Annotated in this window: 7 protein-coding genes and 3 rRNA genes; 1 reads left to right on the top strand and 9 read right to left on the bottom strand. The window is 70.0% G+C overall.

Going from position 1 to position 23,457, the window contains the following annotated elements; translation table 11 throughout:
- Positions 1 to 1,220 precede the first annotated feature (1,220 nt).
- From rrf to ABRQ22_RS05280, 5 genes are all read right to left on the bottom strand, one after another.
- Positions 1,221 to 1,337, bottom strand: a 5S ribosomal RNA gene (gene rrf / locus ABRQ22_RS05300).
- 94 nt (positions 1,338 to 1,431) lie between these two features.
- Positions 1,432 to 4,537 (bottom strand): 23S ribosomal RNA (locus ABRQ22_RS05295).
- A gap of 482 nt (positions 4,538 to 5,019) precedes the next feature.
- Positions 5,020 to 6,537 (bottom strand): 16S ribosomal RNA (locus ABRQ22_RS05290).
- The 16S, 23S and 5S rRNA genes sit together here, the layout of an rRNA operon.
- 683 nt (positions 6,538 to 7,220) lie before the next feature.
- Positions 7,221 to 8,936, bottom strand: coding sequence for an urea amidolyase family protein (locus tag ABRQ22_RS05285; protein ID WP_353708816.1), 1,716 nt, complete (start codon positions 8,934 to 8,936; stop codon positions 7,221 to 7,223).
- Positions 8,933 to 9,727 carry a 5-oxoprolinase subunit PxpA gene (locus ABRQ22_RS05280; RefSeq protein WP_353708815.1) on the bottom strand — a complete coding sequence of 265 codons (795 nt, stop codon included), beginning with the start codon at positions 9,725 to 9,727 and terminating at the stop codon, positions 8,933 to 8,935. Before ABRQ22_RS05280 ends, ABRQ22_RS05285 begins: the two co-directional genes overlap by 4 nt.
- Positions 9,728 to 9,808: 81 nt before the next feature.
- On the opposite strand from ABRQ22_RS05280, the gene ABRQ22_RS05275 reads away from it, so the two are divergent.
- The gene (locus tag ABRQ22_RS05275) at positions 9,809 to 10,414 is read left to right on the top strand and encodes a GNAT family N-acetyltransferase (RefSeq protein WP_353708814.1); all 606 of its coding nucleotides are present in this window, start codon (positions 9,809 to 9,811) and stop codon (positions 10,412 to 10,414) included.
- Positions 10,415 to 10,495: 81 nt separating this feature from the next.
- Here the strand turns inward: ABRQ22_RS05275 and ABRQ22_RS05270 are convergent, their stop codons facing one another.
- From ABRQ22_RS05270 to ABRQ22_RS05255, 4 genes are all read right to left on the bottom strand, one after another.
- Positions 10,496 to 15,487 (bottom strand): ThuA domain-containing protein, encoded by a 4,992-nt coding sequence (locus ABRQ22_RS05270; RefSeq protein WP_353708813.1) that lies wholly within the window; start codon positions 15,485 to 15,487, stop codon positions 10,496 to 10,498.
- Positions 15,488 to 15,688: 201 nt separating this feature from the next.
- Positions 15,689 to 16,579 carry a hypothetical protein gene (locus ABRQ22_RS05265; protein WP_253053595.1) on the bottom strand — a complete coding sequence of 297 codons (891 nt, stop codon included), beginning with the start codon at positions 16,577 to 16,579 and terminating at the stop codon, positions 15,689 to 15,691.
- A gap of 111 nt (positions 16,580 to 16,690) precedes the next feature.
- Positions 16,691 to 22,273 (bottom strand): ThuA domain-containing protein, encoded by a 5,583-nt coding sequence (locus tag ABRQ22_RS05260; RefSeq protein ID WP_353708812.1) that lies wholly within the window; start codon positions 22,271 to 22,273, stop codon positions 16,691 to 16,693.
- A 105-nt stretch (positions 22,274 to 22,378) separates the two neighbouring features.
- The gene (locus tag ABRQ22_RS05255; RefSeq protein ID WP_253053583.1) at positions 22,379 to 23,278 is read right to left on the bottom strand and encodes a sugar phosphate isomerase/epimerase family protein; all 900 of its coding nucleotides are present in this window, start codon (positions 23,276 to 23,278) and stop codon (positions 22,379 to 22,381) included.
- Positions 23,279 to 23,457 lie beyond the last annotated feature (179 nt).

The following is a 23,457-nucleotide window of genomic DNA, read 5'->3' as shown; positions in this document are numbered from 1 at the left end:
CGCCCCCAGCCCTCCCGCCACACGGGCGCGACCGAGCCCGCCCCGCCGAAGAGAGCCCAGCCGCACGAGGCCCGACCGCGGCCCCGAGATGGACCCACGGTCACGCGAGACAGAACAGTGGACGCGCGAGGTAGAGCCATGGACGCGCGAGGCAGAGCCATGGTCACGCGAGGTAGAGCCATAGTCGCGCGAGGCAGAGCCATGGTCATGCGAGATAGATCCGTGGTCCGGATTCATGCTCGCGGAGCCCGCTCCGCGGTGCTGCTCGGCCTCGGGCCCGCCGGGGCCGAGTCTGCGAGCCGGGTCCGCCATGCTCGGGCCGCGGTGCTCGGGGCCGCGAGTCGGCTGCGCGGTGCGGGCGGGCTCGATGCTCGGGTCTGCGGCGCCGTCGCCCCGGCCCTCCGGCCGTGGGCCCTGGAAGCGCCGCTCTGACGCCCCTACGCCTCCGAGCCCACCCCCACCGCTCGGCCGTCGGCCCACGATGGCCCGGGGACCAGCCAACCAGGCGGTCCTGGCAGCCCGACCAGCCGACCAGGCGGTCCTAGCAGTCCGACCAGGCGACCATGGCGCTTCAGAAACCCAAGACGAACCGAGACCGCCTGCTCGCGGAGGCCTCGCGACAAACCCGGTGTGGCCTCGCCGGGATTCGGCGCACGAAGGTCGCGACGACCGGGTTGACTGGCGACCGTGTCGCGACCACAGCCCTGGCCCGACGTCGGGCACCAGCGGCGCCACCGCAACTCGCCGAATGCAGCGTGCGCCGCGCGGACCTGCTGCGGCTTCACGCGGCATGCGTACGCAGCGGCGGGAACGTGCCGGCGACACCGGCACCGCGGGCGGTCGCCCAGGTGAGCGACGACGAAGGCGAGACGACGTCGGGCGGGGTGGGTGGTGGTGCCGCGTCGTGGTCGGGCCTGGCGGGAGCCGCGAGGAACGAGCGGCGGATGGAAGACGCGGCACCACCACCCACCCCGACCACCCCAAGCAACCACACGCCGTCGAACACAGAAGAACCAGGGCTCTACCTCGCGCTACCAGGGCTCTACCTGGAGCGACCAGGGCTCTACCTCGACCGACCAGGGCTCTACCTCGCGTGACCGTGGCTCTACCTGGCGTGGCCGGGTTCTGTCTTGCGGGAGTGGGGTTCGGTCCTTGGGCGTGTTGGGGTCTGGAAATGCCGAAGGCCCACCCCGTGTGGGGTGGGCCTTCGGTGAAGGGTTGTCCGGCGGCGTCCTACTCTCCCACCCCGTCTCCAGGGCAGTACCATCGGCGCTGAAGGGCTTAGCTTCCGGGTTCGGTATGGGACCGGGCGTTTCCCCTTCGCTGTGACCGCCGTAACTCTGTGAACCTGTCAACACGCTGGGGCACCCCTTGGGGGTGTGGTGTTGGTGGTTCGGGAACCGCACAGTGGACGCGTAGCAAAGTGTGTTGGTGTTGAAGTTGTCGGCTGATTAGTACCGGTCAGCTGCACGGGTCTTTCGTCCCCGCTTCCACGTCCGGCCTATCGACCCAGTGTTCTGCTGGGTGCCTCTCACCCCGTAGGGTATGGAAACCTCATCTTGAAGCAGGCTTCCCGCTTAGATGCTTTCAGCGGTTATCCCTTCCGAACGTAGCCAACCAGCGGTGCTCCTGGCGGAACAACTGGCACACCAGAGGTTCGTCCGTCCCGGTCCTCTCGTACTAGGGACAGCCCTTCTCAAGTTTCCTGCGCGCGCAGCGGATAGGGACCGAACTGTCTCACGACGTTCTAAACCCAGCTCGCGTACCGCTTTAATGGGCGAACAGCCCAACCCTTGGGACCTACTCCAGCCCCAGGATGCGACGAGCCGACATCGAGGTGCCAAACCATGCCGTCGATATGGACTCTTGGGCAAGATCAGCCTGTTATCCCCGGGGTACCTTTTATCCGTTGAGCGACGGCGCTTCCACAAGCCACCGCCGGATCACTAGTTCCGACTTTCGTCCCTGCTCGACCTGTCAGTCTCACAGTCAAGCTCCCTTGTGCACTTGCACTCGACACCTGATTGCCAACCAGGCTGAGGGAACCTTTGAGCGCCTCCGTTACATTTTAGGAGGCAACCGCCCCAGTTAAACTACCCACCAGGCACTGTCCCTGGTCCGGATCACGGACCGAGGTTAGACATCCGAAGCGGCCAGAGTGGTATTTCAACGTTGACTCCACCCGCACTGGCGTACGGGCTTCACAGTCTCCCACCTATCCTACACAAGCCGCACCGAACACCAATACCAAGCTATAGTAAAGGTCCCGGGGTCTTTCCGTCCTGCTGCGCGTAACGAGCATCTTTACTCGTAGTGCAATTTCGCCGAGTTCGCGGTTGAGACAGCGGAGAAGTCGTTACGCCATTCGTGCAGGTCGGAACTTACCCGACAAGGAATTTCGCTACCTTAGGATGGTTATAGTTACCACCGCCGTTTACTGGGGCTTAAATTCTGAGCTTCACCCCGAAGGGTTGACCCGTCCTCTTAACCTTCCAGCACCGGGCAGGCGTCAGTCCGTATACATCGTCTTGCGACTTCGCACGGACCTGTGTTTTTAGTAAACAGTCGCTTCTCCCTGGTCTCTGCGGCCGTCCACGCTCCCACCGCGAGGGTGTTCACGCTTCGGGCCCCCTTCTCCCGAAGTTACGGGGGCATTTTGCCGAGTTCCTTAACCACGATTCTCTCGATCGCCTTAGTATTCTCTACCTGACCACCTGAGTCGGTTTTGGGGTACGGGCGGCTAGAACCTCGCGCCGAGGCTTTTCTTGGCAGCATAGGATCACCCAGTTCGCGCTTGTGCGCTCACCGTCAGCTCTCAGCCTGTGTGTCTGGCGGATTTGCCTACCAGACGGCCTACGGCCTTGGACGTGGTCTACCATCGCCACGCCGGGCTACCTTCCTGCGTCACCCCTGTTAATACGCTTACCTACTACCGGTTCGGGTCCCGCGCGCCCCTGCCCGGTGGCCCCGAAGGGCCGGTGGACAGGTTTGGGCGGTTAGCATCACCGGGCTCGGTATGGGCGGTTCTTCGCCGGTAGGAGAATATCAACTCCTTGTCCATCGACTACGCCTGTCGGCCTCGCCTTAGGTCCCGACTTACCCAGGGCGGATTAACCTGGCCCTGGAACCCTTGGTCATTCGGCGGACGGGTTTCTCACCCGTCTTTCGCTACTCATGCCTGCATTCTCACTCGTGTGGGCTCCACCACTGGGTTCCCCCGCGGCTTCACTGCCCACACGACGCTCCCCTACCCACCTGCGCCTCTGGACCACGAAGGCCTGAGTTGAGCGCAGATGCCACGGCTTCGGCGGTGTACTTGAGCCCCGCTACATTGTCGGCGCGGAATCACTTGACCAGTGAGCTATTACGCACTCTTTCAAGGGTGGCTGCTTCTAAGCCAACCTCCTGGTTGTCTGTGCAACTCCACATCCTTTCCCACTTAGCACACGCTTAGGGGCCTTAGCCGGTGGTCTGGGCTGTTTCCCTCTCGACTACGGAGCTTATCCCCGCAGTCTCACTGCCACGCTTCCACTTACCGGCATTCGGAGTTTGGCTGACGTCAGTAACCTTGTAGGGCCCATCGGCCATCCAGTAGCTCTACCTCCGGCAAGAAACACGTGACGCTGCACCTAAATGCATTTCGGGGAGAACCAGCTATCACGAAGTTTGATTGGCCTTTCACCCCTAACCACAGGTCATCCCCCAGGTTTTCAACCCTGGTGGGTTCGGTCCTCCACGCGGTCTTACCCGCGCTTCAACCTGCCCATGGCTAGATCACTTCGCTTCGGGTCTAGACCCAGCGACTATGGGCGCCCTGTTCGGACTCGCTTTCGCTACGGCTTCCCCACACGGGTTAACCTCGCCACTGAGCACTAACTCGCAGGCTCATTCTTCAAAAGGCACGCTGTCACCCCAACCAAGGAGGCTCCAACGGATTGTAGGCACACGGTTTCAGGTACTATTTCACTCCCCTCCCGGGGTACTTTTCACCTTTCCCTCACGGTACTGGTCCGCTATCGGTCACTAGGTAGTATTTAGGCTTAGCAAGTGGTCTTGCCAGATTCACACGAGATTTCTCGGGCCCCGTGCTACTTGGGATCCCCTTCGGGAGGCCACGCCATTTCGTCTACCGGACTCGCACCGTCTATGGTCCGCCTTTCAATGCGGTTCGACTATGACACGACTTTCTCACTCCCCGGCGGACTGTCAGATCCACCAGAAGGGTCCCACAACCCCGAACACGCAACGCCTGACAGCTTTACCACGCGCCCGGTTTGGCCTCATCCGCTTTCGCTCGCCACTACTCACGGAATATCTCTTCCTGTCGGTACTGAGATGTTTCACTTCCCGACGTTCCCTCCACACACCCTATATATTCAGGTGCAGGTCACACGACATGACTCGTGCGGGGTTCCCCATTCGGAAACCCTCGGATCACAGCTCGTTTGCCAGCTCCCCGAGGCTTATCGCAGGCTACCACGTCCTTCTTCGGCTCCTAGTGCCAAGGCATCCACCCTGTGCCCTTAAAAACTTCAACAAAAACAACAAAACTGCAGAGAACCAAGAACCACACCCGAAGGCGTGTCTTGATCTTTACAAAGATGCTCGCGTCCACTGTGCAGTTCTCAAACAACCAACGACCCCGACCCCCACCAGACCCGCCTACCACCCCCACCCCTCCACGAAGGAGGACCAAGGACAGCGGTTCGTGGCCCGAGGACCGGCCCGTACCAGGCACCCCACCAACCGGTGGCCGGTGACCTGAGGACCCAACAGTGTGCTCGACAAGCCCCCCCCCCACCAGCGATGTTCCACCACCACCACACCCGACCCCGACACCCCGAAGGGACGACCAGAGCCTGGCGGGCCGGCAGGTACTGACACCAGCGAAGACCAGGACGCTCTTTCGTCAATGTTCCACCCATGAGCAACCACCCACCACACGTGCGGCGATGGCGTGGCACCTGTTCAACCCACCCACCAGCGAAGCCGGCCGGGCGAGCGTTGGTAGCTCCTTAGAAAGGAGGTGATCCAGCCGCACCTTCCGGTACGGCTACCTTGTTACGACTTAGTCCCAATCGCCAGTCCCACCTTCGACCACTCCCCCGCGAACGGTTGGGCCATGGGCTTCGGGTGTTACCGACTTTCGTGACTTGACGGGCGGTGTGTACAAGGCCCGGGAACGTATTCACCGCAGCGTTGCTGATCTGCGATTACTAGCGACTCCGACTTCATGGGGTCGAGTTGCAGACCCCAATCCGAACTGAGACCGGCTTTTTGGGATTCGCTCCACCTTACGGTATCGCAGCCCTTTGTACCGGCCATTGTAGCATGCGTGAAGCCCAAGACATAAGGGGCATGATGATTTGACGTCATCCCCACCTTCCTCCGAGTTGACCCCGGCAGTCTCCCATGAGTCCCCGGCATAACCCGCTGGCAACATGGGACGAGGGTTGCGCTCGTTGCGGGACTTAACCCAACATCTCACGACACGAGCTGACGACAACCATGCACCACCTGTGCACGAGTGTCCAAAGAGACCACCATCTCTGGTGGCTTCCCGTGCATGTCAAGCCTTGGTAAGGTTCTTCGCGTTGCATCGAATTAATCCGCATGCTCCGCCGCTTGTGCGGGCCCCCGTCAATTCCTTTGAGTTTTAGCCTTGCGGCCGTACTCCCCAGGCGGGGCACTTAATGCGTTTGCTGCGGCACGGAACTCGTGGAATGAGCCCCACACCTAGTGCCCAACGTTTACGGCATGGACTACCAGGGTATCTAATCCTGTTCGCTCCCCATGCTTTCGCTCCTCAGCGTCAGTTGCGGCCCAGAGACCTGCCTTCGCCATCGGTGTTCCTCCTGATATCTGCGCATTCCACCGCTACAGGAATTCCAGTCTCCCCTACCGCACTCTAGTCTGCCCGTACCCGATGCAAGCTCGAGGTTGAGCCTCGAGTTTTCACACCAGACGCGACAGACCGCCTACGAGCTCTTTACGCCCAATAATTCCGGACAACGCTTGCGCCCTACGTATTACCGCGGCTGCTGGCACGTAGTTAGCCGGCGCTTCTTCTGCAGGTACCGTCACTTGCGCTTCTTCCCTGCTGAAAGAGGTTTACAACCCGAAGGCCTTCATCCCTCACGCGGCGTCGCTGCATCAGGCTTGCGCCCATTGTGCAATATTCCCCACTGCTGCCTCCCGTAGGAGTCTGGGCCGTGTCTCAGTCCCAGTGTGGCCGGTCGCCCTCTCAGGCCGGCTACCCGTCGTCGCCTTGGTAGGCCATCACCCCACCAACAAGCTGATAGGCCGCGAGCCCATCCCTGACCGAAAAACTTTCCAACCACCCCCATGCGAGGACGGCTCATATCCGGTATTAGCCCCGGTTTCCCGGAGTTATCCCGAAGTCAAGGGCAGGTTACTCACGTGTTACTCACCCGTTCGCCACTAATCCACCCAGCAAGCTGGGCATCATCGTTCGACTTGCATGTGTTAAGCACGCCGCCAGCGTTCGTCCTGAGCCAGGATCAAACTCTCCGTAAATGAACAACGCCCACCACCAGGACAAACCCAGCAGTGAACAATCCATACGAAGCGAACCCACCAGGGTTCACAAAACTGGCATCAACACGAAAGATGACATCATCTTCCGAAATCAACCAAAGGAATCCCAGACACAACCAACCACCCCACCCGACGGGCGAAGACGATCAGCCATGCCACAGGGACAAAAAATTGGCATTGACTAACAAGCACACTGTTGAGTTCTCAAACAACCGACACACACCAACTCAGCACCACCCGACCGGGCAGAACCTCGCTTGGGGCAACCCTTCAACCTTACCAGGCCTTCCCCGAATCCTCAACCCGGCTGTTCGCCGTGGTCCAGTCGTCCTGGGACTTCCTCGCTGCGGGCAGGAGAACATCCTACGCCATGCGGTGGAAGGGTTTCGACCCCGGGACCAGCCACCCTCGATCGTTCGAGGCGGTGTCTGTTCCTCCCTGTCGGGCCGACATCCAGAACATTACGCGGCCCGTCGCGCCAGGGTCAAGCCGGGTCCGGGTGACCCGGCACACACGCCGCGCACCCGTTCGTCGGTCCTGGTCCAGGTCAGCGCCTCGGCCCTCGCCCACGCGCCGCCGGCACCTCCGTCCGCGCGTCTCCCACCCGGCGCTGCGCACCAGGCCGTGCGCACCCGTCGTGCGCGCGTGGGCGTGCGTCCTCGTCAGTACCCCCGTGTCCCCCGGAGCACGACCCGGTCGCCCGGACGGAGCTGCGCCGCGCGGTCGACGTCCTCCTCGCGCAGCACCCCGATGACGGGGTACCCGCCGGTGACGGGACGGTCCGCCAGGAACACGACCGGCCGGCCGTCGGGCGGGATCTGCACCGCCCCGCGGACGAGGCCTTCGGACGGGAGCTCGCCCGCCCGCCGCGGGACCGCCTGCCCGCCGAGGCGGATCGCGACGCGGTCGCTGTCCGCGCTCACGGTCCGCAGCGCCCGCAGCGCCTGCCACGCCCCGGGGAGGAACCAGTCGCCTCGCGGGCCCGGGATCACCTCGAGCACGGCGCCCACCCGCTCCCCCGGGCGCAGGACGCCCGGGACGTGCCGCACCGGCGCTACGTCGACCGGCAGCCACGAGCCCGGGGGCGGTGCTCCGACCCGCAGCACGTCCCCCGGGGCGAGCGGGTCCGGGCCGATCCCGGACAGGACGTCGCGGGACCGCGAGCCGAGCACCGCGTCCGCGACGATCCCGCCCCGGACCGCGACGTAGGTCCGTAGCCCTCGCGCGGCCTGGCCGAGCCGCAGCACCGCCCCGTCGGGCACCCGCACGGGCGCGTTCATGCCCACGGGAACCCCGGCGACCGTCGCCGGGACCGCCGCTCCGGAGAGCGCGACGACCGCGCGTCCCCGGAACCGGAGCGCGAGCCCGCCGAGCGTGACCTCGAGGGCCGCGGCGCCCTCACGGTTGCCGACGAGGCGGTTGGCGAGCCCGTGGGAGGTCCGGTCCGCCGCCCCCGACGGGCCGACGCCGACCGCGGCGAGGCCGGGCCGGCCGTCGTCCTCGACCAGGACGAGGGGACCCGTCGCGAGCACCTCGACGCCCGCACCCGCTCGGCTCTCTCCGTGCGGCGCGACCACCCGGTCCTCCCCCGCGGCCGCGGTCGCCGGCTCACCCCGCGTCTCGACCGGTGGCGCCGTGGGGACGGCGGGCGGCGGCCCATTCCGCGTCCCGACCGGCACGTCCTCCGGTGGCGACGCGGAGACGGCGGTCGGCGGCTCGCCGCTCGGCCCTGGGCGTCGGGGCGTGGCGCCTCCCTGCACGGGCACGAACCGGACGCGCGCTCCGGGTGCGACGAGCGCGGGTGGGTCGCGGTCGACGTCGAACATCCGTGCGGCGGTGCGGCCGAGCAGGCGCCACCCGCCCGGGGACTCGCCGGGATAGACGGCCGTGAGGTCGCCGGCGAGCGCGACGGACCCCGCGGGGACGCGCGTGCGCGGCGTCGCGAGGCGCGGCGCCGCGATGACGGGATCGACGCCCACGAGGTACGTGAAGCCCGGCGCGAAGCCGCCGAACGCGGCCTCGTACTCGCGCCCGGAGTGCCGGGCGACGACCTCCTCGGCGCTCACCCCCGCCCAGCGGGCGACGTCGTCCAGGTCGGGGCCGTCGTAGCGCACCGGGATCTCCACCACGGGACCGGCGGCCGGAGGCTCGTCGTCCGACGACGCGCGGAGCAGCGCCTCCAAGACCCAGGCGCGGGCACGGGCGACGTCACCGCGCGCCGCGCACCGGACCAGGACGGTCCGCGCGGCCGGGACCACGTCCACGACCCCGGGCGGCACGTCGGCCGCGAGCGCCCGGTGCAGCGACCGCACGGCCGCCAGGTCGGGCAGGTCGACGAGCAGCGCGGTCTCACCGAACCCGTGGACGGCACCCGTCACGGCGCGGTGCCCTCGCCCGCACCCGGCCGGGCGTCGGCGAAGGGCCGCAGCTCGACGCCCGCACCCTGGAGGGCGGCGCGGACGGCGCCCAGGAGCCCGACGGCGCCCGGCGTGTCGGAGTGGACGCACACCGAGTCGGCCTCCACGCGCAGGGGCGAGCCGTCCGCGGCGAGCACCGTGCCCGACGTGGCGAGCTCGACGACGCGCCGGGCGACCTGCTCGGCGTCGTGCACGACGGCGCCCGGCAGGCCGCGCGGGACCAGCTCGCCCGTGGGGAGGTAGGCCCGGTCGGCGAACGCCTCGCGCACCGTGGGGAGCCCGGCCGCGTCGGCGAGGCGCAGCACCGCGGAGCCGGGGAGGCCGACCACGGGGAGGGCGGGGTCGTAGGCGCGGACGGCGTCGACGACCGCGCGCGCCTGCGCCTCGTGGTGGACGATCGCGTTGTAGAGCGCCCCGTGCGGCTTGACGTAGCGCACCCGGTCCCCCGCGAGCCGCGCGAAGCCGTCGAGCGCGGCGAGCTGGTAGAGGACGTCGTCGGCGAGCTCGGCCGGGCCGACCTCCATGAAGCGCCGCCCGAAGCCCGCGAGGTCGCGGTAGCTCACGTGCGCGCCGACGCGCACGCCGCGCGCGACGGCGTCCCGCGTCACGCTCCGCATCGTCGCCGGGTCGCCCGCGTGGAACCCGCAGGCGACGTTCGCGCTGGTCACGAGGCCGAGCAGGGCCTGGTCGTCGGCGAGGGTCCAGCGGCCGAAGCCCTCGCCGAGGTCGGCGTTGAGGTCGATGCGCGTCACGCGTCCATCATGCCCGGAGGCGCCGCCGCGCGGGCGGGTGCGGGACCCGCCCGCCCGGCTCGCGGGCGTAGATTCGCAGGCATGCCCGACGACCTGACCACCGCCCCGGCCGCCGTCCGCGTGCGCCGCGCGACGACCGCCGACGCACCCGCGCTCGCCGGGCTCGCCGCCCTGACCTTCCCGCTCGCGTGCCCGCCCGGTACGTCGCCCGAGGCGATCGCCGAGCACGTCGCGACCCAGCTCTCGCCCGAGCGGTTCCGCGGGTGGGCCGCGAGCGCCGCGCACGCGCTCCTCCTCGTCGAGCCGGTGCCCGACGACGTCACGGACGACGTCCCCGACGCGCACGACGACCCGGGCCTCCTCGGGTACGCGCTCCTCGTCCGCGGCGAGCCGGACGACCCGGACGTCGCGGCGGCCGTCGGGCCCGGCGAGGCGGTCGAGCTGTCGAAGATCTACGTGCACCCCGACGCCCAGGGCACGGGTGTGGCGGGCGTGCTCATGACCGCGGCGACCGACGCGGCCGCTCGGCTCGGTCCCGGCCTGCGCGTCTGGCTCGGCACGAACGGTCTCAACGCCCGGGCGCAGGCGTTCTACCACAAGCACCGCTTCGACGTCGTCGGCGGGCGCACCTATGTGGTCGGCGGCGAGACGCACACCGACGTGGTCATGGCGCTCCCCCGCGCCTGACGCGGCGCGACGTCCCGCGCGACCGAGGGCCGGTCGGGGACGTCCCCGACCGGCCCTCGGCCTGCTGCGCGAGCTGCCGCGTCAGCCGCAGCTCGTGGCGTCGTACGCGAGATCGGCCGCGAACGTGCGGCCGTCGCCCGTCGCCGCGACGCCCACGACGCCCGCCTCGACGGACGTCGCCCGGGCGGCGAACGACTGGTACGCCGAGGCGCCCGGCCGGACGGCGGTGAACGCCTTGGTGCCGAACGGCGTCGTCAGCGTGACGTCGATCGGGACGCCGTCGGCGTTCGTCGCGCGCACCGCGACGTACGCCTTGCCGGCGAGGCACCGGACCTGGACCTCGGTCGTGACGTCGAGCGGCTGCTCGACCACCTCGCCCACGAGGACGAAGTCCTCGAACGCGACGACCGTGGGCTGGGTCTGGTTCTTGCCGAGCGCGAACGGCCCGACCCCGATCCCGTCGAGCTGGTCGTTCGTCACGGCCGCGAGCTCGGTCCACTGCTCGCCGTCGAGCGACCACGAGCCGACGAACGTGTCGCCGGACCGGGCGAGACGCACGTGGTACGTCCCGTCCGCCTCGCGCGGCAGCGAGCCGACGCCGGGCTGCGGCTGCAGCACGACGTCGCCCGTCTCGCTGCGGACCTCGAAGCCGACCGTCCCGGCGGTGCCGCCGTTGTGGATCACGCCGACCTTCACGTAGTTGGCCTGGTCCTTGTAGACCATGAGGCCGCCCTGGTGGTAGTTCTGCGTGAGGTCGGCGCGCACCGTCGTCTCGACGGTCCACTCGTCGCCCGTCACGACCTTCGAGCGGACGATGTTGGGCACGGTGGAGTTCGTCGCGCCGTACACGTCGTCGTCGGTCGTGGTGAGCTGCAGCGCGCCGTCCGCGACGGCGAGCCGCGACGGGTCGGCGTTGACGACGTACCAGCGGCACGGGTCGAGGCCGAGGCCGGACCCGCTGCCGTCGAACGTGTCGCTCGCGGTGACGTCCTCGCACACGGGGACGCCGCTGCCGTCGACCTCGCGCACGTGGTCGAACGCGACGTCGATCTGGTTCGCGCCCGCGCTCTTGCCGAGCGCGAACACGCCGACGCCCGCGTCGCCGAGCCCCGCGTGCGTGACCGCGCGCGTGGTCGGGACCCAGGTCTGCCCGTTGTCGAGCGAGAACGACCCGGTGAACGAGTCGCCGTCGCGCGACAGGCGCAGCAGGTACTCGCCGTAGACGGGCTTCGCGACGTCGAGGACGTCGCCGTTCGTGGACTGCACGACGTCGCCGATCTCGCTGCGGAGCTCGACGCGCAGGCCACCGGGGTGCTGGACCACGGCGAGCTTGACGTAGTCGGACTCCGACGCGCGGACGATGAGGCCGCCCTGCTGGTACTGGTTCGCGAACGCGGCCGTCATCTTCGTCTCGACCGTCCAGGAGTCGCCCGGCTGGTCGGTCGTGATGATGTTCGGCACGCGCTGGTTCCCGGTGCCGGCGAAGTCGGCGTCGGTCGTGCGCACGACCCACTTCCCGTCGCGCACCTGGGCGAGGTCCGGGCGGAGGTCCACGACGTCCCAGCGGCAGCCGTCGAGCGCCTCGCCCTCGAACTCGTCCGCGGGCCCGCGCTGCGGGTCCGGCTCGGTGCACTCGAGCGTGCCGTACACGGAGACCGCGACGGTCCCGGTCGCGCGTGCGCCCGACGGGTCGCTCACGGTGACCGTGGCCGTGTAGCTCCCGGCCTCGGCGTAGGTGTGCTGCGCCGTCGCGCCCGTCGCCGTGCCGCCGTCGCCGAACTCCCACGCGTACGTGAGCGCGTCGCCGTCGGCGTCGGTGGCCTGCGCGGCGAACGCGACGTCGAGCGGCGCGTCGCCCGTGGCGGGCGTCGCCGTCACGGAGCCGACCACCGGGGCCACGTTGTTCGCCGCGCCCCGGCCCGTGAAGGTGACGGAGTCGACGTCGAACATGTCGCCCGTCGCCCCCGTCGTCGAGCGCGCGACGAAGTAGAGCGTGCGCGTGCCGCCCGGGTCGGTGACCGGGACCGCCTGCGTGCGCGCCGGCGTCTCCCAGCTCCCGGTCGGCGACAGCGTGAGCGTCGCGAGGAGCGGGCCGTCCACGGCACCGTCCCGCACGTCGAGCACGCCGCCGGAGCCGCCCGAGCTGTACCGCGCGGAGATCGCGTCGATGCCCGCGAGGTTCATCCGGTCGAACGCGAACCAGTCGCCGGCCGCGATGTAGCCGAGCTGCTTGCCGCCCTCGGAGACGTCCTTCGCGACGACCTGGACGCCCTGGCTGTCGGTGAAGTACTCGGCCTGCTTGGTGCGCGTGTGCAGGACGGCCTCGTCGTCGGACGCGAGCGCGGGCACGCCGTCGGCGCCCCCGCCGTCGGTGTACGTCGCGTTGACGACGCCGAAGATGTTCGCGTCGAGGCCGTGCCCCTCGTCCTTGGCGGTCGTGAGGACGCCCTCGCAGCCCGTGGCGCTGGACAGCGGGTGGCCGTGGTTGTCGTGGCCGAGGATGTACTCGACGACGACCCGGCTGCAGTCGACCTGCGCGCCGTCCTCGGCGTCGGTGACCGTGACCCGGAAGGGGACCTGGTCGCCGAAGTCGAAGAACTGGCCGTCGGCCGGGAGCTCGAGCGTCACCTCGGGCGCGGTGTTGCCCACGGTGACGGTCGTGGTCGCCACGCCCTGCTTGCCGTCGGCGTCGGTGACGGTGAGCCGCACCTCGTGCTGGCCGTTCTCCGTGAACGTCCGCGAGACCTGGGCGTCGGTGGCGTCGGTCTCGCCGTCACCGTCGAGGTCCCAGGCGTACGTGAACTCCTTGCCGTCCGGGTGCGAGGAGCCGGTGCCGTCGAACGACACGACGAGCGGCGCCTGGCCGTTCGTCGGCGTCGCGTCGATCTGCGCGACCGGCGAGCGGCCGCCGCGCACGTAGTCGATCCGGTAGACGGCCGAGAGGGCGTCGCCCCCGAAGTAGCCGCCGCCGTAGTCGAGCACGTAGAGCGAGCCGTCCGGGCCGAACTCGAGGTTCATCGGCCGGCGCAGGTCCATGAACTCCAGCGCCGGCACGAAGCCCGCGGGGCTGCCGTCCTCGTTCCGGATCGCCTCCTTGATCCACGCGCGGTCCCACTCGTAGAGCAGCGGCTTGCCGTCGTAGTACGCGGGGAACTTGGTCTCGGACTCGAGCTCGGGGTCGTAGTCGTAGACGACGGCGCCCATCGGGGACTCGCCGCCCGTCCCGAACGCGGGCACGGACCCGCCGTCGTACGGCTGCCACGCCGGCACGGCGGGCGGGAGGTCGACGAGGCCCGTGTTGTGCGGGCTCGTGTTCTTGGGTGCCGCGCAGTCGAACTTCGGCCCGGAGACCTTCGTCTCGAAGTCGTAGTCGTTGTACGCGAGGTTGTCGCCGATGCAGTACGGCCAGCCGTAGTTGCCCGCCTCGGAGATGACGTTGAACTCGACCGTCCCGCCAGGGCCGCGGTTCGCGTTCGCGCCGCCCGCGTCGGGGCCGTAGTCGCCGAGGTGGACCTCGCCGGTCGCCTTGTCGACCGCGAAGCGGAACGGGTTGCGGAAGCCCATCGCGTAGATCTCCGGCCGGGTCTTGCCGGCCTCGTACTCGCCCTCGGGGAAGAGGTTGCCCTCGGGGACCGTGTACGACCCGTCCTCGGCGACGGTGATGCGCAGGAGCTTGCCCCGCAGGTCGTTCGTGTTGCCCGAGCTGCGGCGGGCGTCGAACGCCGGGTTGCGGGTCGCCCGCTCGTCGATCGGCGCGTAGCCGTCCGACGCGAACGGGTTCGTGTCGTCACCGGTCGACAGGTAGAGGTTGCCCTCGGCGTCGAAGTCGATCTCGCCGCCCGCGTGGCAGCACAGCCCGCGGTCGGCCGGGACCTCGAGGATCTTCTGCTCGCTCGCGAGGTCCAGCAGGTTCTGCTCCGTGAGCCGGAACCGCGAGAGCTGGTTGTACCCCTCGAACGCCTCGAACGCGGCCGGGTCGGCCGACGTCTCGGGCGCGTCGCCCGGCGGCGTGTCGAGCTTGGGCGCGTAGTAGAGGTAGACCCAGCGGTTCTCGGCGAAGCCCGGGTCGATCGCGACGCCCTGGAGGCCGTCCTCGTCGTGCGTGTACACGGGGACGGTGCCCGCGAGCGCCGTCGTCGCGTCCGCCGTCGTGTACCAGACGCGCCCGTCGCGCGAGGTGTGCAGGACGTCGCCGTCCGGCAGGACGGCCATCGCGATCGGCTCGCCCGTCTTGGCCGCGCCCTTGGCGAGCGTCACCTGCTCGAACGAGGCGTCGACCGTCGCGCCGCAGTCGGCGTCGACGGCCCCCGCGGCGGTCTGGATGCCGCCGAGCAGGTGCTGGACGAACGCCGGGTCGGTGTACGACTCGTCGGTGTGGCCGCCGCCCGTGTACCAGGACCGGCCGCCGCCGTACTCCTGGCACCACGCGATCGGGTGGTCGGCGCCCATGGCGCCCGACCCCGGCGAGTACGAGGACTCGTCGAGGCTCGCGAGCACGTGGACCTGGCCGCGCGGGTTCTCGCGGTAGTTGTACCACTCGTCGTACCGGTCCCAGGCCGCCGGGAGGTGGGCGGTCGAGGGGTGCTCGTCGTCGGCGACGACGACCGTCGCGTCCTGGTTCTGGGGGTGGCTGTTGAAGTACGCCCCGACGAGCTCGCCGTACCAGGGCCAGTCGTACTCGGTGTCGGACGCCGCGTGGACGCCGGCGTACCCGCCGCCGGCGGCGATGTACCGCTCGAACGCGCCCTGCTGCTCGTCGTTCAGGACGTCGCCCGTGGTGGACAGCCAGACGACGGCGTCGTACTGGGCGAGGTTCTCGTCCGTGAAGGCTCCCGCGTCCTCGGTCGGGGTCACGGCGAAGTGGTGCTCGGTGCCGAGCTGCTGGATCGCCGCGATGCCCGCGGGGATCGAGCCGTGCCGGAAGGCTGCGGTCTTGCTGAAGACCATGACGGAGAACTCGTCGTGCGCGGCGGCGGGGGCCGCCGTCGCGAGGGTGAGCGCCGGCGCGACGAGGGCCGCGGCGGTGACCGCCGCGACCCCCTGGCGCCGACCCCTCGAAGGTCGTGCTGTCACTTCTCCTCCTTGAGAACTGATCGGTGCGGCTCGGCGACGTCGCCGTGCCGCTGGTCGTGCTCCCCTTCCTCGTGGTGCGTCGTGCTCCGCGCGTCGTCGTGCGGAGCGCTGGGGTCAGGTCCCGGTCGGGCTCGGCCTGCACCCCGGAGGGCGCCCGACCGGGAGGTCGGTGGGGCGGCCCGTCCGTGGGGCCGCCGTGGGTCAGTGGTCGTGGTCCTCGTGCGCGTCCTCGTCCGCGGAACCGCCCTCGTGCCCGAGGTCCATGCCGCCGTCGAGCGAGTCGTCCGGGTGCACGGGCAGGAACACGTGGACGTGCCCCTGTCCCCCGGCGGTCGAGCGGAGGTCGAGCTGGATCGCGGCGAGGCCCCACGCGTCCACGGCGCGGGTGCGCAGCTCACCGGCGAGGGTGTAGAGGTCCGCGGCGGTGGTCGGGTCGCTCGCGTCCGCGGCGGCCGCGAGGCCGACCGCGTCGAGCGTGTCGCCGACGAGCCGGAGCGAGGTGAGCATCCCGTTGCGGACGATGTTGTGCTCGGAGGAGCCGCTCTGGAGCGACTCGGTCTCGGCCACGAGGCCGTCGACGGTCGCGCGCCAGTCCGCGATCTCGGCGGGGTCCGCGGGGACGGCGGTCGAGCCGTCGACGGGGAGCACCGCGTGCAGCCCGTGCAGGACGGGGACGAGCTCGGCCTGCACGTGCTCGGCGTGCTCGATCGACGCGACGAGGTTGTCGGCGTCGCGCTCCTCCTCGGCGGCCTCGAGCTCGGCGACGCGCGCGGGGTCGACGGCGAAGCCCTCGTCGGTCGCGGCCGGCGCCTGACGGGTCAGCACCACGACGAGTGCGACCACCACCGCGACGACGGCGAGCGCGGCGAGCACCAGGAGCACCCGGCGCCAGGGGTCGAGACCCGCGAACCACCGGCGCGCGCGGACGCGCGCCGGCGGCCGGGGCTCGGGGCGGCCGGCACCGCCCCGGTCGGCGGGGCGGGAGCGGGCGGGCGTCGTCGTCGGGCCACCCGTGCGGCCGGAGCCCGTGCGGGCGTCCCTCGCCGCCGGCGTCCGGGTCGCGGACGTCCGTCCTGCGGTGCGCTGTGCCACCTGTCGCTCCTGTCCCTGGGTCGTCCCGCTCGGTGTGCGCCGGCCCGGCCGCGAGGCCGGGCCGGCGCGGTGGCCGGTGACGGGAGCGGGTCGCCCGTCACCGGCCCGCCGTCAGCCGCAGCTCACGGCGTCGTACGGCACCTCGATCTCGGTCGTGACGTCGCCGAGCGTCGCCGTGACCGTGGCCGTGCCCGCGTCGAACGACGTCGCACGCGACGCGAACGACTGGTAGGCGTTGCCGCCCACCTCGACCGCGCCGAACTCCTTGGAGCCGAACGGCGTGGTCAGGGTGATCGCGACGGGCGCCTCGTCGACGTTCGTCGCCCGGATCGCGAGGTACGCCTTGCCCGCGAGGCAGCGGGCGGACGCGGTGACCTCGACGTCGACCGTCGGCTCCGGCTCGGACTCCGTCGTGAGACGGAACCAGTCGAACGCCACCGTGACCGGGGTCTCCTGCTCCGGGCCGATCGCCATGAGGCCGACCTTCGTCAGCGCCGCGTCGTTGGTGACCGGGGCGCCCAGCGGCGTCCAGGTCACCCCGCCGTCGCTGACCCAGCCCTGGTAGGTGCTGCCCACCTTCTCGAGCCGCAGGTACCAGTAGCCCGACTCGGTCGAGTCGGCGAGCTCGAGCTGGCGGTTGCCGCCGTTGCCGAACTGGCCGCCCTTCTCCGAGACGAGCTCGGCGCCGAGGTTGAGCGCCGCACCCGGTGCGTTCTTCGCGAGCACGTCGGCCTTGACGTAGTTGTCGTCGTCGCCGTACGCGATGAGGCCCGCGAGCTGCCACCGGTGCACGAGCGGCGCCTTGAACCGCGTCTCGACGACCCAGTCACCCTCCGGAGCGGTCTGGAGGACGAAGTTGCGCGGGTCGCCGTTGTTCCCGGCGTTGATGTCGCCCGGCTGGGTCGTGATGCGCAGCTCGCCGTCGGCGACGGCGACCTTCGACCCGTCGTAGCGCACGATCGCGTCCCAGCGGCAGCCGTCGAGGGCGTCGCCCTCGAACTCGTCGCTCGGCTCGCGCACGCCGTCGTCCGGCTCGGCGCCGGTGACGTGGACGTAGTCGACCTTCGCGACCGTGTCGGCGGTCGCCGTGTCGCCGCCCGCCATGACGCCGAACGTGGCGCCGGGCTTGACGGGCGCGGAGCCCCCGAGCGCCGTCCACGCCTGGCCGTCCGCCGAGTACGCCGCCGTGATCGCGGACCCGTCCGAGACGAGGCGCAGGTGGATCGACGACGGGAAGTCCGTCGCCACGTCCGTCTGGCCGTGCCACGTCCGGGCACCACCGGTCTCGGTCTGGAACTCGAGGAAGCGGGCGCCGCTCTGGTTCTTGGTGAACGCGAGCTTGGTGTACTCGTCGTCGTTCACGTGGACCAGGAGGCCGGCGTGCTGCCAGTGCCGGGCGAGCGGGACGTCGAGCTTGGTCTCGAGCGTCCACGACCCGGCGGGCGCGGGCTGACCGAGGTAGCTGATCGGCCCGGTCTGCGCCTCGTTGATGTCGCCCTGCACGACCGGCAGGACGGCGTGGCCGTCGGCGACGGTGATCGGCTTGCCGTCGGCCTGGCGGACGACCGTCCATCGCGGGTCGATCGCGTCGCCGTCGAACTCGTCGGACGAGTCCGCGAGGCACTGCGGCGGGTTCCCGCCGCCGGGCTCCTCGGTCTGCGGGTCGTCGTCGAACACGAAGTCCTGGAACTCGACCGCGCTCGTCGCCGTCGTGCTGTGCGCCGTGACGAAGAGACCCACGTCCTGGACGGACGCCGCACCCGGCAGGGCCTGCGGCTCGCCGATCTGCGTGAAGTTCTCGCCGTCCTTGCTCCAGGAGGCCGTGTACAGGTCGCCGTCGCGCACGATCCGCACCCACGCGGGGTAGCTCGTCGTGCTCGCGCCGGTCGACGCCGTGAGCTGCCCGCTGGAGTTGCCGCGCAGCCACTCGAAGCCCCCGCTCGGGCGCATGCCCAGGGCCGCGTAGCCCTGCGAGTTCGCCGTCTGCGTGACGTCGTTGCGGACGATGATCCCGGCCTTGGCGGACCCGTTCGAGTTGCCCTGGCTGTTGATCTTCACCGTCGCCGACCAGTTCTCGTCGGCGCCCTGCTCGCGGTAGATGGTCGAGTACTCGTTGGTGCCCTGCCACATGTTCGCGCCGCCCGACGTGACGAGGTACTTGCCCTCGGCGAGCTGCTCGAACGTCCCGTTCGCGTTGGTGAAGGTCTTCATCCCCGCGAAGAGGTCGCCGACCTGGGCGAGCACCACGCGCGAGCGCGTGTACAGACCCTTGTCGTTCGTGGCGACGGCGGTCAGCTCGTAGTAGTTGTCCGCCGTCGGGTTCCACGTGGCCTCGTACGGAGCCGTGTCGTCGACGCCGATCGACTCGCCGTCGACGAAGAACTCGACCTGGGTCACCGTGTTCTCGGTGTCGTCCGCCTCCGCGGTGACCGCCATCTCGCCCTGCTCGAGGCGGACGCCCGCCTCGGGGGACGTGATGCGGACCTTGGGACGGGTGGTGTCCGAGACGCCCTTGCCGTCGGCCTCGATGAAGTTGAGACGACGCTCGCCCTCACCGGGGAAGACCACGTAGAGCGTGAACGGCTCCATGGGGTCGGTGACCTCGACGGTCACGTCCGTGAACGTGCCGAGCCCGGTCTGCGGGATCTCGGCCGTGCCGAGGAGCTCGCCGTCGGCCGCGTCGCGACGCAGCTCGATCGTGCCCTCGGCCGCCGCCGCGACGCGCAGGTTCAGCGCCTGCACGCCGTAGAGGCTCACGGGGTCGTACGACGCCCAGGAACCGTTCGACCCGGTGATGACGGAGCCGCCGCCCTCGACGTCCCGGCTCGGGATCGTCGTGGTGCCGTCGGAGGTCGTGTGGAACTCCGCCTCGCGCTTCTTCGGGAAGATCAGCGTCGTGTCCGACCCGGTGAGCGCGGGCACGTCGCCCTCGCCGCCGCGGTCGGTGTAGCGCGCGTCGATCACGTAGAAGACGTTCATGTCCTCGCCGTGGCCGCCGCCGAGGCTCGTCGCCACGGTGCCCGTGCGGCCGTGCAGCGGCTCGGCGGGGTGCGCGTGCGCGTCGTGCCCGAGCGCGGGCTGGATGATGACCTGCTCGTCGTCGATCTCGTCGCCCTCGGGCGAGTCCTCCGCGTCGGTCACCGACACGTCCCACGTGATGTCGTCGCCGAACGTGAAGAAGGACCCGGTGGGCGGGAGGCCGAAGTCGACCTCGGGCCGCGTGTTGCCCACCGTGATCGGCACGGTCGCCGTGCCCACCTTGCCGGCGGGGTCGGTCACCGTGAGGCGGGCGTCGTAGACGCCGTTCTCGGTGTAGGTGTGGCTGGGCGCGGCGGACGTCGAGTCCGTCGTGCCGTCACCGTCGAAGTCCCACGCGTAGGTGAGCTCCTCGCCCTCGGGGTCGGTGCTCCCCGTGCCGTCGAACGTCACCTCGAGCGGCGCGATGCCGGAGTCGGGCGTCGCGACCGGCTTCGACACCGGCGAGCGCGAGCCCGACAGGTAGTCGATGCGGTGCAGCCCCGAGTTCGGGTTGTCGCGGCCGAAGCCGCCGCCCCAGTCGAGCACGTACATCGCGCCGTCGGGGCCGAACTTGGAGTCGATCGGCGCGAGGAACTGCTCCTGCGGGAGGAACGGGTTGACCTTCTCGACGTCGGTCGCGCCGGGCGCGGCCTCGGGGTCCTTGAGGTCGATCGTGTACATCTTGTTGCGGGCCCACTCGTAGAAGAAGGCCTTGCCGTCGTACGACGCCGGGAACTTCGTGTCGGAGTCGAGCTCCGGGTCGAACTGGTAGAACGGGCCGCCCATGGGCGCGAGACCGCCGCCGGCGTTGATCACGCCGGGGACGGACGAGCGCTGGTAGCCGTACCAGAGGTCCGCCGGCTGCGCGGGGGGCAGCTCGGTGAGGCCCGTGTTCTTCACGGAGTCGTTGACGGGGTTGTCGCAGTCGAAGAAGTCGCCCACGGTGACGGGGTTCGTCCGGTAGTCGACGTCGCGGAACGGCTCGTTGTTGCCCATGCACAGGGGCCAGCCGTAGAAGCCGGGCTCCTTGATGAGGTTCCACTCGGCGATGCCGGCCGGGCCGCGGTTCGCGAGGTTGTCCGACCCGTTGTCGGGCGAGTAGTCGGCGACGCCGAGGTTGCCCGTCTTCGCGTCGATCGTGAACCGGAACGGGTTGCGGAAGCCCATCGCGTAGATCTCGGGCAGCGTCTTCTCGGTGCCCGGGGCGAACAGGTTGCCCTCGGGGATCGAGTAGGTGCCGTCGGCCTCGGGGTGGATGCGCAGGACCTTGCCGCGCAGGTCGTTCGTGTTCGCGGACGTCGCGCGCGCGTCGTGGAACGTGCCGTCACGCTCCGAGATCGGCGCGTAGCCGCCCGACGGCTCGGAGTGCGGGTTCACGTCGTCGCCGACGCCGATGTACAGGTCACCGGTCTCGTGGTCGACGAGGAGGCCGCCGCCCGTGTGACCCGGCTCGTCGGGCAGGCGCCCGGCCGGGATCTCGATGAGCACCTTCTCGGACGCCGGGTCGATCACCGTGGAGCCGGGCCCCTCGGAGGAGACCGTGAACCGCGAGACGCGGCTGAAGAAGTTCGCCGGGTCGGAGTCGTTCGAGCTCGCCGGCGCGTAGTACTGGTACAGGTACCCGTTCTCCGCGAAGTCCTTGTCGAGCGCGATGCCGAGCAGGCCGTCCTCGCCGCCGGAGTACACCGGGATGGTGATGGCGGTCGTGGTGTTCTGCGTCCGGGGGTCGTACACGCGGATCTGCCCGCGCACGAGCTCGGTGTAGAACACGCGGCCGTCGGGCGCGACGTCCATGCCGAAGGGCGCGCTCGTGTTGGTGTCGAGCGCGATCTTCTCGAACGAGCCCCAGTCGGTGCCGCCGCAGTCGCCCTCGACGAGGCCCGCGGCCCACTGGACGCCGCCGACGATGTGCTGCACGAGGTCGGGCTCGTCGGTGTAGTGCGCCCCGAAGTGGCCCATGCCGGTCATCCAGGCGCGACCGCCGTCGTAGGGCTTGCACCACGAGATCGGGTGGTCGTAGCCCATCTTGTTGCTGCCCGCGTCGTACGTGGACTCGTCCATCGTGGCGAGCACGTGCGCGCTGCCGCGGACGTTGGCCGAGTAGTTGTACCACTCGTCCGCGCGCGTCCAGCGCTGGGACAGGTGCTCGGTCGACGGGTGCGTGCGGTCCTCCACGCGGACCGTGCCCGGCAGGCCGGGGCTGGTGCCGGTGGCGGCGTGACCGGGCATGAGCGCCCCGATCATGTCGTCCCACCAGCCGTAGCTGCCGCGCATGTCCGTGGCGTTGTGGATCGCGACGATGCCGCCGCCCGCCTGCTGGTAGCGCTCGAGCGCCGCCTTCTCGTCGGCGTTCCACGGGTCGCCCGACGTCTGGAACATGACCAGGGCGTCGTACTGCGCGAGGGTCTCGTCGTTGAAGACGGTCGAGTCCTCCGTGTGGTCGGACGCGATGCCGACCTCGGCGAACGCCGCCTCGAGCACCGGGGTGCCCTGCGTGATCGCCTCGCTGTGCCGGAACTGGGTCGTCTTGGTGAAGATGAGCACCTTGTGCTCTTCGTCCGCGGGGACGGGGTCGTCGGCGGCGCTGGCCATCGTGACGGGCGCGAGCGTGAACGCGAGCGCTCCGATGGTCAGTGCCGCGACGGACCTCGCCCTGCGTGGGCGTCGTGCGGTCATCGTGCTGCCTCCAGGGGCATGACGTGCGGACCCGGACGTCGTCGTCCGGGAAGGGTGGTCGTCATCCCGCGGCGTGCCGGCGCTGCGGTCGTGGATCGACTACGGCTACGGGTGCTCCGGCGTGGGCATCAGTCCCTTCAGGTGGGCCAGGCCATCGACGGCGATGGCGTCCTGGGTCGGCGCCAGCGGCCGCCAGATGGAGGCGGCCGTGGCGATCGTCGCGTTGTCGGCCGTGAAGGACTCGATGACGAGGGGTCCGTCGTAGCCGGTCGCGTCGAGCGCGGCGAGGAGGGCGCGCCAGTCCAGGTGGTCGTTGCCGGGTGCGCCCCGGTCGTTGCCGCACACCTGGACGTGCGCGATGCGCTCGCCCGCGCGCGCGACCGCGGCGGGCAGGTCCGTCTCCTCGATGTTCATGTGGTAGACGTCGAGCATGAGGCCGATGCCGGCCGCGGGCAGCCGCCGCACGACCTCCAGCCCCTGGTCGACGGTGTTGACGAGGCTCGTCTCGTAGCGGTTCAGCGGCTCGAGCCCGACGACGACGCCGGCCGCGATCGCGTGCTCGACGACGGGTGCCAGGTTCTCGGCGAGCTCGGAGTACGCCGCCTCGCGCTCCGCGGGGGTCAGGCGCCACGTGCGCCCGACCGACGCGTACGCGGGTCCGCCGATCACCGGGGCGCCGACCGTGCGCGCGACGTCGACGACGTGCCGCAGGTAGTCCTGCGTGGCACGCACCGTCGCGGCGTCCGCGGCGACGAGCTCGCGGCCCTCGCCCATGACGAGCGAGACGCTCGCGCCGAGGCCGTGGTCGGCGAGGACCGTCGCGGCGGTCGCCGGGTCCCAGTCGCCGGGGTTCTCCACGGGCAGCTCGAGCACGTCGAAACCCCACCCCGCGACGCGGGGCGCGAGGTCGCGCAGCGCGTCGTCGGTGAGCGGGGAGGTCCAGACCCACGTGTTGACGCCGAGCGCACGGCGGCGCAGCGGCAGGGCCGGGGTAGGAAGAGCCACGTCGCTCTCTCTCGTCGGGTCCGAGCTCTCGGCCGTCCCGCCCGCGTGCCCGACGCTGCGGGGCACCTCCGCACGGGAGGTGCGCCGCGTCGTCGGGCGGGCGGGGCGCCCGGCCGGTCGGACGGCGACCGGGCGGCCCCTGGGTGGTCCGACCGCGAGGGTCGGACCGGGTGGTTCTG

The sequence above is a fragment of the Cellulosimicrobium sp. ES-005 genome (assembly GCF_040448685.1).
GTDB classification, from domain to species: domain Bacteria; phylum Actinomycetota; class Actinomycetes; order Actinomycetales; family Cellulomonadaceae; genus Cellulosimicrobium; species Cellulosimicrobium cellulans_G.
Note: the sequence above shows the minus strand (reverse complement) of the source record. Positions and strands in the feature narration are given on the sequence as shown.